Origin of the sequence: Clostridium sp. C1 (genome assembly GCF_018223625.1) — a bacterium.
GTDB lineage: Bacteria > Bacillota_I > Bacilli_A > Erysipelotrichales > Coprobacillaceae > Allocoprobacillus.
In genome coordinates this window covers 698782-711854 of sequence record NZ_CP073631.1, presented here as the reverse complement: position 1 = coordinate 711854, position 13073 = coordinate 698782, and the positions used below count along the sequence as shown (strand labels likewise).

Here is a 13073-nt window from a genome sequence, read left to right as displayed (position 1 = left end):
TATTTTTTTCTTTTCTTGGAGGTGGCTTATACTCATATCTTTCATGATATTCTTTGCCACAGATCATGCATCTAAAAGTCACATGCTTTATCATGCAATTCTTATATCTATCAAAATATCGTTTGATATCATAAAGGTAATATTGATGATAATGTGGTTTCAACCCTTCAGACAATAGTCTCACCTCCTGTTTTTTGGCATAATAAAAGCGAGTATTTCTACTCGCTGGATATCATTTCACTTCCATAGTTTATTCTTTATTACTTTTAGCATCTAACTCTTTTTTATACTTTTCAAATAGGCTTTCCTTGTTTGAAGGTATATCAATGTCTTCATCATCATTCTCATATGAATCATCACCATCATACTCTATAAATGCATATGGATGTTTTCTTTTCATTTTAATATAATCATCAAAATTTTTTATAGCCATATTCCCATCCTCTTTTCTTGCATATTTCAATCCATGCCATATGTCTAATTTCTTTAGTAGGTAATTCAGGATTATCATTTTTTATTGATAAACGTACTAAATTTACATATCTTGCAAACACTTTTTCCTGTCTTTCATTACTTAATGGTATTCTATCACCTTTACCTTGTGAAAAAAAGAATACTTCTGCATCTTTTGTAATAACTATTGATTCCTTGAATGAATCTGTAGTTAGTTGAGTAATGATATCACCTACAGAGAATGTTCCACCTTTGGGATGATTATGTACTGTTGTTATGCTATTTTTTAGAGCACTTTCAATATACTGCATAGCTTTTTTTGAAGGTTGTACATAGTTTTCGCTTCCTGATGAAAATAAATTGAACAATTGTTTTCCGGTTTGTGCATCATTTAATGAAAGATGTTCTTTTTTATCGCTCAGATATGCTTTATCAATAGCAATATAAGTATTTATCATATTTTCTTCTTTTTTCTCTGAAAATTTAAAAGTATCAGGAATTATATCCTGAAAGAATACTTTATTTGATTTGAAAGACTCTTGATTGAATGTTCTTGATTTTGAATTGACGTTGATACGTTCTCTGCCATAATTTCTCTTAAGTCTTGAATCTGATGCGATAAGTTCCTGATTCCTCTTGGTCCACTCTCGAACCTTTGCTTTTTCCTTTGTGACATCAACTCCAGCAGCTTCACCGACTTTCTGACGTCTTTTCCATTCACGGATATGACGTTCATTGTATCGCTGTTCCTGCTGCTTTTCATAAAGCTCGTTGTTTTCTCTGGAATCAACTTTTTCAAACGACGGTGTACTTATTCCCTCGATATAGGGATAGAAGCTATGTCTACAGTTTACTCCACATAATCCTCCAGCTGTTCCATACCCAGTTGCATCATAGAAGTTTGAATAATCCTTATATGGCTTGTTTCGATAGAATATCTGACCTTGCCATTCGGCATGACTTGGTCTGGCACCAGCGTGAGCGCTTGTTTCTACAAGATTGCATTCCAAATCATCCAGGTTCTTTTCCTGACATTTTGCAGCAGTCTGATTAATTGAAGTTCTTACTGCCATTCTTACAACAGTATCTAATCTTCTATGAACTCCTGTGTCATAATCAACCCATTCCAGACCCTCTCGCGAGAGTTTCGATACAACCCTATCAACAATCACATCACTCCCAAATGCTCCGCTCTGCGCCATCATGTAGGCAGAATTGAGTGATTCGTATAGCTTTTCCTGAGCAGTCTGGGCAGTCGTATTGCATAGATTGGTTATATCATTAACAGTTAAAGCTATTCCTTCATTAATAATGCCTTTAAAGCTTTCTTTGTCATAACTGAAATGATCAATTAATCCCTTTTCATAGGCTTCTTCAAACAGCTTATTATCATTTTCAACGGACATATATGAAGAATCTTCAATCAATCTTGAAGCCTCTTCGGTTGTGATATCCAATGCTTCAGAAAGATATGTATTAAGTCTATCAATTGTGACCCCCATGTTTTGAGCAATGGCTATTTCATGATTGGCAGTAGAAGTCAACTTATTTTCATTGAGCTTGATTCTTTCAGCAATATCGCAAAGTATCTGCGTTTCAAGATTGTACCAGTAATTTTCTAGATCATGAGTACAGTCCTTCAAATAATCTGGATCAAGCATTATTCTTCACCGACATCATCCCTCATGAAGGCAGATGTTATTCCAGGTCGAGATGAATTCATTTCTGCAATCTTTGCCTTTGCTGTTTCTTCATCTTCACCATACCATTTCATGCGATATTCGTACTTGTTCAATACACCAGTATTGATATCCTGGATATCCTGTTGCTTTTCCTTAGCGGCATCGATGATAATTGAATCATCCCATGTAAATGCAACGTTGATTTCACCACCATCAAAGAGTCCATTAGCAATGCAAAGATCATCTATAGAATTGATCAATCCCCTAAGCGCATTCTCCAATGAACCCTGTATATCACTGATCAGTTGATATGAACGCTGTTTAGATGTTTTGATTTCCTCTGCAGTCTTATCAACCTGTTGTGGATCACTAAGAGTTCCATATGCTAACCCGCACTTGAATTCTATCTGCTGAAGATATTTATTCAAACCATTGATAAATGACTGATCACGAATTTCGGGACTGAAATGTTCAAATAACTTTTCTTTATCAAAACCATCTTGTGATTGATATGTTCTGAACATTCTCTCCTTTCCTTTTGGAAGAAATGTCTGTCCGTAAATATCTTGCTGCAGATAGCTTTCATCCAGTTCAATAGCAGTTTCCTTGCTCTCGAATTCCCAGTCGAGTCGTGACATTTGAATGTCGGCCTTTTTGATATCTTTCAATGCCCTTGCATAAACAGATACACCAAGAGGTGATTTTCTATCAGTGTTGTTTGCCAGAGGGACCCTGAAGTAAGAATAAAACGGATGTTCTGTACCATTAACCTGTATCTTAGGCTCTATATTCTGCCATTCTTCAACATCCGTCAAAGATATTTCATGTCCTGGGTCACCAACAAACAGATCTGTAATATCCTTTTCCTTGGATACAAATGCACGATTTTCAATAATATATTTATCTTTTTGGAAGTCATGAATTTCAAGTTTTGTATAGCGCTTATTGTTCTTGAATAGAAACGTTGGAAATATGACTCCTGTTACATTTCCTTTTCCATCAAATCTGAAAGGAATAGCTTCATCCTGGTAAACAAAATCAATAAGAACTTCATCTCCATCAAAGAATGGCTTGAAATACATCCCACCAATTGAGCAGGCTGTTTCGATAATGTTCTTTTTATTGCTTGTATACTGTTCCAAGCAAGAACTAATATAGTCAGCTTTTGCTGATCCAGATAGATTGACTTCGCTTTCCACTGTCACAAGACGAGCAACTTCGCTTGCGATAGAGGACGGAAGCTCAAGACTTGGAATTTTCTCACTGACCCATTCTGATTCATTTATATAAGCTTTTTTCCATTTTCTCAGGGCTTCCATCATTTTTGATGAAACAGCCATTTGGATTCCTGTTCTTTCCTTTAGATAGTCTTTTTTAGTACTGTCTTTTATATTCACCTATTTATCACCCCTTTCCGTGTATGGAAGCAGCATCTTAAGATATTTCCACATACCCATGATGTAATATCTAAGTGCATCACAGCAGTGGTCATTCTGCTTGATGACTTCTTCCTTGCCTTTATCCAGCAAATCCTTGTTATATTTGTACAGGTCCATCTCATCAATAAGATGCTCCTGAGTCCTGTTTAAAAAGAGCTTAAAAAAAGAAAACATCTTTTGTGTTCTCTCGATTCCCAAAGCAACTCTATTGTCTGCTGGAACAATTCTTGCTTCAGGAAGTATTCTTTTTATTTCTTCAGCAAGTCCTCTTGCTGATGGATCTATGAATACTGCCTCTATCTTCTTTCTCTGGCCACCAGTCTTTCCACCATTCATGAGATCTTCAATATATTTATAGAATGATACAAAATCTTTGGCATATTCACTTGGTGGCTTCTGTGTTCCACTTTCACGACCACTGTGATAGTATTCATCCATGCCTTCAATTTTCATTGTTGATTGATTTAATCCGAATGCCTGGTATGTTGTTGCATTCAGCTGACCATAGTCAATAGAAATTCCAACATGAATGAGATCTTCAAAACTCTTTGAATTGATGATCATCTCTTTTTTAAACATGTAATATACTGTTTCAGCTGATCCAGAACACAATCCCAACCAAATCCACTCGTAAAGTGTCTGATTAGCTTTCTTCATTGCTTCAGCAGCTGCAATCAGCTTTTTACCAAGCCATTCAATCGGAACATCTCTATAATCGCTGTGAATGTGAATGCAGTCTTCACGCTTTTCCATTCTCTTGACCCATCTCATGATAGGTGCATTGGCATTTTTTGGCGGATTGAAAAGATAATACATGTCAAAATGCTCATCATTACCACGAACGAATGTAGCTTCTATATTAGATAATTCATCTTCTCCCTCACCACTGTCGAAGAATTCTGTAAGCTCATCCAAGCAAACCATACGAATGACTCTTTCTTCATCAATCATACCTTTGGTGTCATCAATAGAATCGGAACCAGTAAAGTAGATTGTGTTGCCATTCTTTTTGTAAGTAATTTCCATCGGGCTTTTCTTGATGATGAACATTTTCTTGCTCAATCCAAGACGCTTGATTGCACGAATGACTTCCTTATAGACTGTTTTTCTCAACTTGTTGTGATGCTTACGCATGAAGATAACAGCTGTCTGTGGCGTTGAAACAATCATCCATACGGCAAGAATGGCAATGAAAGAAGATTTTGTACCTGCACGTCCTGAATCAATGATTTTGTGCATGTGCTCCTTATCATTTACAAGTGGCTGATACTTGGGAATGATAATGTCAGATAATCTTACTGTTTTTTTACTACCATTAGATGTCATTGATAATAATCACTCCATCATCTTCTGGATCATCACCTGATGAATCACGATTGAGCTTCTCAGTTTGTGCTTTAATCAGTTCAATCTTGGCTCTCTGTTCGTCATTGGCCATATCCAGGTGCTTGGTTAACCAATCCAATGCTTTCATCCTGTCAGCAAACTTTATTGAAATACCATCACGACCCTGTTTCACTTCCTGGATGATTGTTCCATCAACTTTAGAACTATCTTTAAGCCTTACTTTGTTTCCATCAAAAGTTGCGTAATCAGTAGCATCATAGAATGCAATATCTATGTATTTTTGAACAATGTCGTGCGGATCAAGAAGTGCTTCCGTGAACATTTCCTTTTTAAGCCTCCTGATTTCCTTTTGAACTGCTTCTTCCTTCATAAGTCTGTTGGCTATGACGCATGCTGATTCATATTTATAATCCGGTCGAATCTTAAGCAGAGCTTTTACCTGGTTGAAATATTTCAGATAGTAAATGCAAAAGAGCTGGCGTTCTTCATCCAGCTCTCCATTTTCATAAACCATGTTTTCGGCTATCTTTTCAGCCTGTTTCTTTGCAACTTTTTTTGGTTGCAACCTTTGCTTTTTTGGTTGCAACTTTTTATCTTTCCAGTATCGTGATTTCCATGACTTAACAGCACTTATAGAAACATCATACTTCTTGGCGATATCTTTATACTTCATCCCATTTATGTAATCTTCATACGCCATCTCCTGTTTGTCTTTCAAGTCATATCACCACCTCCTGATCATTTGTTTTCATCATAAAATGATTGCAACATCTTTGTATACTCTTTAACATCCTCCCATGAACAACTTTTATCAAGCAATTCATGTTTATCTTCCCATTGTTCACAAAAGCATCTTGCTCCTTCACATATAGACATACATAATTTTTCAATATCAACATCCACATGAGTTATAGCATTATCATCTTTTATACTATAGCTATCACATGAATTAATTCTTAAAGTAAATCTATATTCCACCTTGGAAATATCATCCATTCCAGAATGCAGAAAAGAATTTCTCAATTCCCAACACATTTCTTCTGTAAAATAATATTTAGGGTTAATCGATTCGTTATGAACACAAAAATAATCTAATACATATTTTTCAAACCATGCTTTATATTGTTTACCAACTAACCTTCTCCCATCTTTTGTTTTCATTTCTTTAAATTCAATCTGTCCACATATATCAGGAATCGTTAAAGATAAAGCTAGAGCACTTTGCCATAATTTTGAATCAAGACATTTATATATTTCCTCTATTCTATCTGCTATTCCGTAATTTCTTTTCAAATTATCCATAGTCATTCCTCCAATGCTTCTTATATTATAAAACGACACCACATGCGAAATAAATATTAATTTTGTTTTTAAGTTGGAAAAATGACATATTTTTAATTGTTGCATGTAATTTATTTACTGCTCAAAGTGATGTCGTCTTATAAAATAAAAAGATCATCGATATTATGATGATCTCTTAGGAACAGATGAGAGGAACTGTCCTGTAGAATTTTTTCTACAATAGCATAATAGCATACTTTAGCACTGACAATCTACAGACAAACTACGGACATTTTACGGACAATCTACGGACAAAGTACGGACAAAATGAGTCATTTTTCTTACGAATGAAAGAAAACCTATTCATAAATTCTATATATGTAAAAAAGATTCTGTTTAATTGTATTATTTTTTCTCCCATATCATTTCATTAAATTTCCTATTCAAATCTTCAATTCTAGGTGGATTTTCATAATCGATATACTTTGATAGTTCCAAACATATGTTATTAATATTTCTCGAATATGCTCGTTCGTTTATAAAATACATTTCTTCCAGCTTTTGAATCATCTCACCATATCCCCTCGAATCAACAAAACAGTTGATGATGGTTCTCTGCCCACCTTTCAGAAGATAGAGCGTATATGTAAATCTATCAATCACTTCATCAAACATTTCTATACGTTTTAGCAGCAGCTCTCGTCGCATTATTCTCGAATTCAACTGATGATCTTTTGATCTGATAGAACCTCCAAACATTTCATCACCAATATTCGGTGACTGAGGCAATGGAATATCATCATATTCGTACTTCAGTGACAGCCTCTCCTGTTTTAGAGTTCTAATGCATTTAAGATATTCCTTTACCTTTTCAATGATTTGTTTTTCTTCATCACTATACCACTTTGACATTCCACTACCTCCTGGATTCTATATTTTAATTAGATATGAAACAGATGATTTTATTCTTCTTTGGCATTCTTTATAGAAGCGACTATGATGATTCCACCAACGACCAAGATTGCCGTTTCGATAATGCCTAATGCAGCAAAAGCATATAAAACAAAATGATTCATATATGAATTCAACTCCTTTGTCAATTTTTGATATTTCTTTTATTTTCATTCTATCCATGCTATCATGTGAAAGTATGGGAGGAATATTCATGAGAAAATTAAAGGTTATTTTAAGGGCAATCATAACAATTTTTCTATTATTATTGATTGTCACAAGCATTTCTATGGGATTGAATCAGCCAATCCTTATGATTGGATGCCTGTTTGTCCCTGTTGCGGTTCTTGTATACGCTAAAAAGAAAGATATTTTAGCTCTTTCAAGAAAGAAACTGTATGGGATATTATCAGCAATTGTTGTAGCTTCTCTAGTTTTTGTTGGTGTAAGTCCATGGACTCCTGAAGCCACTGAAATCACAACAGCAGATGATCCTCAGACTGAAAATGTTTCTGTTGATAAGGAAGATAAAACAAGCAACAATACAGAGGATGCTAAGGAGAAAACAGAATCTACAAAGAACTCTTCTGCAGACAATGCAACATCATCTGATAAATCAACATCAAATAGTACGACTTCAAACGATGATATGTTTGATGGTTATAAAATCGTTGACGTGAATTACTGCAGCCTTTCTGGAGGCAGACAGGCAAACGTGGCCGTTGACATCGGCTACGGTGATAGAGAATACTGGGCTTTCACAAATGAACACGGACAGCTTGTTAAGGTTGTTGCAAAAAAGATAGTACCACAGAACGATAATACTGAAGATGTCAACTCTTCAGGAAGGTATTGTGGAGATGAAGCAAAAGTTCCTGGGGTTGAAGCATCTGATCTTGATGAAGGCCATGTCATTGCCGATTCATTAGGTGGTGTCTCAAACGCATATAACATAACGCCACAGAACAGCACCTTAAATCGTACTGGAAAGCAAGCAGACATGGAAGAATCAATCAGAAACGCTGGTGGATGCACAGACTTCACTGCAATTATTACATATCCAAACACAAGTACAATGACACCAAGTCACTATGCTTATACATACACATTAAATGGAAAGGTCGTAAAGACTGAGTTTTACAACAAGAGTTCATCTAAATCCAGTTCAACAAGCAATAAGAAAAACTCTTCAAAATCATCAAGTTCAAGCAAGAAGTCAAGCAATACTTCAAAATCAAGCTCATCATCAAACAAAAGCAGTAATTCAAATAAATCAAAAAGCAACAGTTCTTCTAACAGCAGTGTAGAAAGCACTCCAGTTGGAGGACAGGTTTGGATTTCTGCTACTGGTTCTAAATATCACAACAAACCAAACTGCGGAAGAATGGATCCTAATAAAGCCAGACAGATAAGTTTAAGTGAAGCTAAATCAAGAGGATTTGAGCCATGCAGTAAATGCTTCTAAGTTAAATCGAGAGTAATCTCTCGATTTTTTTATTTTTACAGCAATGCTTTTAATTTTAGCTCAAGTTTCTTTATGTACTGATCAATGATAATTTGGGTACATGGAAGTTTTACAAATTCTCTCTGTTGATACAGATCAATGAGTTGTTTCATCAATTCTTGCTTATTCATTTTTATCATGCACTTCCAATCTTGCCATAAGGCGATTAATCTTATATTTTTTAGCATTATCTAAATCAACATTATCAATATCACATATAATCTTCAACTGCTCCAACATAATTTCTACATCCACTATTTCTTCAACGATAGCATCATGATTGTCTTTGCCACGTTTCTTTTTACAGATTTCTTTTATAAGCTCTGACATTTCTTCAATAACCATGTCCAATTGAGCGTTTTCACCATATGTATTAATTGCTTTTTCATAAATATTACTATAATTTACAGTGTCCGAAGATATCTCATAAGTCTTTTCAAATATGTCTGGTTTACACGGGTAAAATTCCCCATTTACACCTTTAATAATGTAATCATTTCTGCTTACTTTCATATCACCTTCAAGAGTATGAATATGCATAATAACATGAGGAATACCATGACCAACTTTCCATGCATCATCTAAAATTATACAGTCCAAATCATTTCCTACAAATTCTTTTATTTCCGTTAAATTAATACCATTCCATTGGATAGCTTCAACTTCTACTGGTTTCTTTCTGTACTTCATGATCTTTCACTTCCTTATATTTTTCTTAATTCTTCTTCTTTTTCATCTAGATAATTTTCAACCACTTCTATAATTCTTTCTTGTAATTTTATTGGAATATTAAAAGTGTTTTCCTCTGATGTGCTTAAACTGCTATTTCTATGAATAAACAGTTCTTTACCTTTTGTTAGAAAATTAAATCCGAATTTTGATACACATTTTCCATGATACCTTTTTCCACACCAAAATAAGAATTTTCTAATATCTTCAATTTCATTTTCTATTTTCCTATAAAATTCAAACTGTTCTTTCGTCATTCTTTCACTTCCTTTTATTATCTAAATATTCACGAATTATCTCATATATTGGTTCAATCAGTAATTCATATAGGATTAATCAACCTGCAAATAATAAAACTATTGCAACAATGAACCATACAATACATATAATAATTATCAAAGAATAAAATGTTGTATATAATTCTGTCATTCTTGATGCTCCATAGCTTTTGTTAATGGGAAGAAACGCCCTTCTTCAAATTCATCATATTCTTCAAAGAATTCATCTTCATCTTCTCCACAGTTATACCAAAAAGCATTATAAGTTACACATTGAGCCATATCTGTGCTTATTGCAGGATTACACTTAAAACAACATTTTGATTTATCGTCCCACACCCACATACCTTTATGAAGGTATTCAAATTTGTATGGTTGTGGATTAAATACGTATTGAATCAAACCATCAATTATATCTACATATTTGTCTAAATCTTCGCCTGTTATGCAATCAGTTCCAAAAGTGTTATCCCATAATTTACTTAATGCCTTTTCATATTCTTCTTTAGTCAACATCTTCATTCAATCCACCCCAATTCTTCACATTGTTTATTTATTGCTTTTAAAAGTTCTACACTCATCTTGATACATCTCATGCATAAATCTGTATAAACAACATAACCATCTTTGAATTCAACAGTAAATATATCCGTTCCATTCATAACAGATTTTTCATATAAAATATGTCCATTGTTATAACATGCTGACTTATTTTTTCTAAAGCCTAACGATTCAAACATTTCTTCGGCTTTCATTCTTCATCGCTCCAATCTAATTTCTGTCCGCATTCGCCACAATAATTTCTTTGAAAATTTGTATGCGTTCGTTTGCCGCATTTTGGACAATCAAATATCAATATATTTTTATCATTTGAAATAATAATAGCTCTCTTTGGTGTTGTTTTATCAAATATCTTTTCTATTTCATCAATATCTTTATCTAATTGTTCAATATGATCAATGCATTTCATTTCTTTTAAACTTTTACTTAAACGTCTTAATCTTTCAATGATTTCATTCATACTTTTACCTCATCATCTTGTGGCATTTGGAAAACAAAGTTATAATGAATGCCATTTGATTCCAAATAATTCAAACCAATATTTCCTATAATTTTAATTGCTTCGTTCATTTCTATTTTCTCGTTAATCATATCAATCACTTTTATTACTTTTTCTTTGCTTGAGTATCTTCCTTTTTCAATGCCATTCAATAAAACAGCATAATCATTTTTGCGTTTGCAAATTTCTACTGTTTTAGCATAAAATAAATCATCTTTGTCTTGACTTCTAATCCAAATTCCCATTTATCTTCCCCATTCCTTTCATTATAATGCGAGGTAGAAGAAAGGTTAGTGAGAGGTTGTTAGCGTTCATTAACCTTAATTCCTTAATCCTTTTGCTTCTTATAGGTCGCTGAAAGTAGTTTTGCTATGCTTATTCCAGCTTTTGTTAGATCAGGATCATCATATATTAGATGCTTTTTACACATTATCAATCTTTCAGCGAGTGTGACACAGGCAAGATTATCAAGACTAACATTCAGCTTATTGTTATCCAGGAATATCAAACACGATCCTTCTGGAACAGGTCCATACGCTTCTTCCCATAGGATTATATGTTTTTGCTTCCAATTAATCTTATGGCCATTTTTCGTTCCGCGTTCATCTTTTACTTTTACATAAACATAGCCATCCGCCTTTACTCTTTCAGTTCCAACAGGACACCAATTATGAGGCTTGTTCCCTTTTTTGAATTCTGTATCTATAGAGTTTCTTTCACCTTTTTTGAAACGATAATCAGACTTGTATCCTTTCTCGAATCTTCCACTAAGTCCTGAATTAAGTTTCAATCTAGCCTTTTGAGCCTTTATCTGATCGCAGCTTAGGTTGAGATTGAATTTTTCATTCATCATCCTGGTGCACTCCCTATTGCTTATGCCTTTATAAATGGACTTCAGATAGGCAATCTGCTCATCGGTAAGAATTCTATTGTAGTAGACCTTCTTTTTATAGTCGATGTTTGATCTATCAGATATGATTCCATGATTTGACTTGAAGTTCTTGATTTGAGATGCAGTAACATTTGTCCCAAATCTTTCATTGAACATATCAGCAATTTCCTTGCACAATCTGCCCCCGGCAATCTCTCTTATATACTGACACATCTCCTGCGTATATCGCATCATTCCTTATGCTCCAGCATGACAGGAAGAACGATATCTCTTCTTCCATATTCAACCTTTAATTTTTCAGCTGCCAGCCCCAGATTGGCGTTATCAATGATTTTGGTTGCAATATTGGCCATTGCCTTGGATCTTTCGATTTCCTGCTGCAGCTGCTCAGCTGTAAGATCATCATCATTTAATCTTTCCATCTCTTCAAACAAGTGATTATTCAGTGCCTCTAGATTGTTTTTCATCAATTCTACCATCCTTTCATCCAAAAAATTAACAATTCTTAAAACGTTGGCCCATCCATGAATGGATCAAGACTGTCGTTGAATATTGATGGCTGAGCAATGTCATCATCCATAGGTCCATCATCGAATGAAATGGAATCCGTATTACTATCATATTCAAGCTGATTCATCATGTCGGCAATGTCTTCAGCATCATCGATATTGTGTTGATCATCGAATGTTTCCTCCTGGTCATCATTCATTTCCGGATAGTCTACATTTTCATCGGATTCATACTGAACGCTTTCACCTTCAACTTCCTTGATGTATTCTTCGCTTTGAAGATTTTCTTCCGGATGATCATCAAGAGCAAGCTGCATCTGTTCCTCATAGTTCACTTCTGGAACGACAGGCGTATTGTCAAAGTTCATGATAAAGTATGTATGTGTAACCTCTGCAGGTCCTGTTTCAATACTGTGTTCAAGGATAAGCATGTTTTCATACTTGAATCCCTCCACTGGTGAAAGAACATTGAGATACTTGACATCATTGTCCTTTACCCAAAGTCCTAAGATTGTCGCAATGGTTGCTACCTTCAAATCGCTAACCTTTGTAAACTGACATGTCTGTGGACTGGACATATTCTGAATGACATGATCAATCTTCTCGATGATAAGTTCTTCATTGAATTTAGAATACTTTCCTAGCATGGCCTCGTACACAATGACCTTGTCCAGAGTTAATTCATATGTGTTGTCTGCATTCTTCGAAAGATGGTAGTATCCTGCACTTTCGAACAGCACTTCATCCATGAACTTGCTTTCACGATTGATGTACAACTTCATAGCATGATTATATCCAACGACATAAAGCTGCTTGTTGATGTTGATGATCTTGGCTGTATGATCATCTTTCATAATCTTGAACGCGAGATCACAGAAATTGTAAAGCTCTCTGTTCGCTTTTCTGACGGTAATCTTGACTGCTTCCTTTAATCCTTTCATATTTAAG

17 protein-coding genes are annotated in these 13073 nt (G+C 34.6%); 1 reads left to right on the top strand and 16 read right to left on the bottom strand.

The genetic code is table 11. The annotated features are described in order from the left end of the window. Positions 1–250: 250 nt before the first annotated feature. From KEC48_RS03890 to KEC48_RS03860, 7 genes are all read right to left on the bottom strand, one after another. Positions 251–433, bottom strand: coding sequence for a hypothetical protein (locus KEC48_RS03890; protein ID WP_211964533.1), 183 nt, complete (start codon positions 431–433; stop codon positions 251–253). Next, a complete protein-coding gene (locus tag KEC48_RS03885; RefSeq protein WP_211964531.1) occupies positions 414–2114 on the bottom strand; it encodes a phage minor capsid protein in 1701 nt (566 codons plus the stop codon). Before KEC48_RS03885 ends, KEC48_RS03890 begins: the two co-directional genes overlap by 20 nt. Beyond that, complete coding sequence (locus KEC48_RS03880; protein WP_211964522.1) at positions 2114–3532, bottom strand: phage portal protein; 1419 nt, start codon at positions 3530–3532, stop codon at positions 2114–2116. Before KEC48_RS03880 ends, KEC48_RS03885 begins: the two co-directional genes overlap by 1 nt. Then, a complete protein-coding gene (locus tag KEC48_RS03875) occupies positions 3533–4813 on the bottom strand; it encodes a PBSX family phage terminase large subunit (RefSeq protein WP_249191402.1) in 1281 nt (426 codons plus the stop codon). A gap of 76 nt (positions 4814–4889) precedes the next feature. After that, positions 4890–5639, bottom strand: coding sequence for a terminase small subunit (locus KEC48_RS03870; protein WP_249191401.1), 750 nt, complete (start codon positions 5637–5639; stop codon positions 4890–4892). Positions 5640–5659: 20 nt separating this feature from the next. Next, positions 5660–6223 carry a hypothetical protein gene (locus KEC48_RS03865; RefSeq protein ID WP_211964517.1) on the bottom strand — a complete coding sequence of 188 codons (564 nt, stop codon included), beginning with the start codon at positions 6221–6223 and terminating at the stop codon, positions 5660–5662. Positions 6224–6607: 384 nt separating this feature from the next. Then, the gene (locus tag KEC48_RS03860) at positions 6608–7114 is read right to left on the bottom strand and encodes a hypothetical protein (protein ID WP_211964516.1); all 507 of its coding nucleotides are present in this window, start codon (positions 7112–7114) and stop codon (positions 6608–6610) included. A 253-nt stretch (positions 7115–7367) separates the two neighbouring features. Here KEC48_RS03860 and KEC48_RS03855 point away from each other — a divergent pair, with 253 nt between their 5' ends. Beyond that, positions 7368–8618: a DNA/RNA non-specific endonuclease gene (locus tag KEC48_RS03855; RefSeq protein ID WP_211964514.1), complete on the top strand. Its 1251-nt coding sequence runs from the start codon at positions 7368–7370 to the stop codon at positions 8616–8618. 162 nt (positions 8619–8780) lie between these two features. Here KEC48_RS03855 and KEC48_RS16150 read toward each other — a convergent pair whose 3' ends face one another. The 9 genes from KEC48_RS16150 to KEC48_RS03805 all read right to left on the bottom strand — a co-directional run bounded on the left by KEC48_RS16150 (position 8781) and on the right by KEC48_RS03805 (position 13066). Further along, a complete protein-coding gene (locus KEC48_RS16150; RefSeq protein WP_249191400.1) occupies positions 8781–9347 on the bottom strand; it encodes a hypothetical protein in 567 nt (188 codons plus the stop codon). Positions 9348–9361: 14 nt separating this feature from the next. After that, positions 9362–9643 carry a hypothetical protein gene (locus KEC48_RS03840; protein WP_211964512.1) on the bottom strand — a complete coding sequence of 94 codons (282 nt, stop codon included), beginning with the start codon at positions 9641–9643 and terminating at the stop codon, positions 9362–9364. Between the two features lie 168 nt (positions 9644–9811). Beyond that, a complete protein-coding gene (locus tag KEC48_RS03835; RefSeq protein WP_211964510.1) occupies positions 9812–10186 on the bottom strand; it encodes a hypothetical protein in 375 nt (124 codons plus the stop codon). After that, complete coding sequence (locus KEC48_RS03830) at positions 10183–10419, bottom strand: hypothetical protein (RefSeq protein ID WP_211964508.1); 237 nt, start codon at positions 10417–10419, stop codon at positions 10183–10185. Before KEC48_RS03830 ends, KEC48_RS03835 begins: the two co-directional genes overlap by 4 nt. Beyond that, complete coding sequence (locus KEC48_RS03825) at positions 10416–10685, bottom strand: hypothetical protein (protein WP_211964506.1); 270 nt, start codon at positions 10683–10685, stop codon at positions 10416–10418. Before KEC48_RS03825 ends, KEC48_RS03830 begins: the two co-directional genes overlap by 4 nt. After that, on the bottom strand, positions 10682–10969 hold the full coding sequence (locus KEC48_RS03820; RefSeq protein ID WP_211964504.1) for a hypothetical protein: 288 nt from the start codon (positions 10967–10969) through the stop codon (positions 10682–10684). Before KEC48_RS03820 ends, KEC48_RS03825 begins: the two co-directional genes overlap by 4 nt. Before the next feature lie 83 nt (positions 10970–11052). After that, the gene (locus tag KEC48_RS03815; protein WP_211964502.1) at positions 11053–11850 is read right to left on the bottom strand and encodes an HNH endonuclease signature motif containing protein; all 798 of its coding nucleotides are present in this window, start codon (positions 11848–11850) and stop codon (positions 11053–11055) included. Continuing rightward, positions 11847–12083, bottom strand: a complete 237-nt coding sequence (locus KEC48_RS03810; RefSeq protein ID WP_211964500.1) for a hypothetical protein — start codon at positions 12081–12083, stop codon at positions 11847–11849. The genes KEC48_RS03815 and KEC48_RS03810 overlap by 4 nt, the downstream gene beginning before the upstream one ends. Before the next feature lie 38 nt (positions 12084–12121). Then, the gene (locus tag KEC48_RS03805; RefSeq protein ID WP_211964498.1) at positions 12122–13066 is read right to left on the bottom strand and encodes a hypothetical protein; all 945 of its coding nucleotides are present in this window, start codon (positions 13064–13066) and stop codon (positions 12122–12124) included. Positions 13067–13073 lie beyond the last annotated feature (7 nt).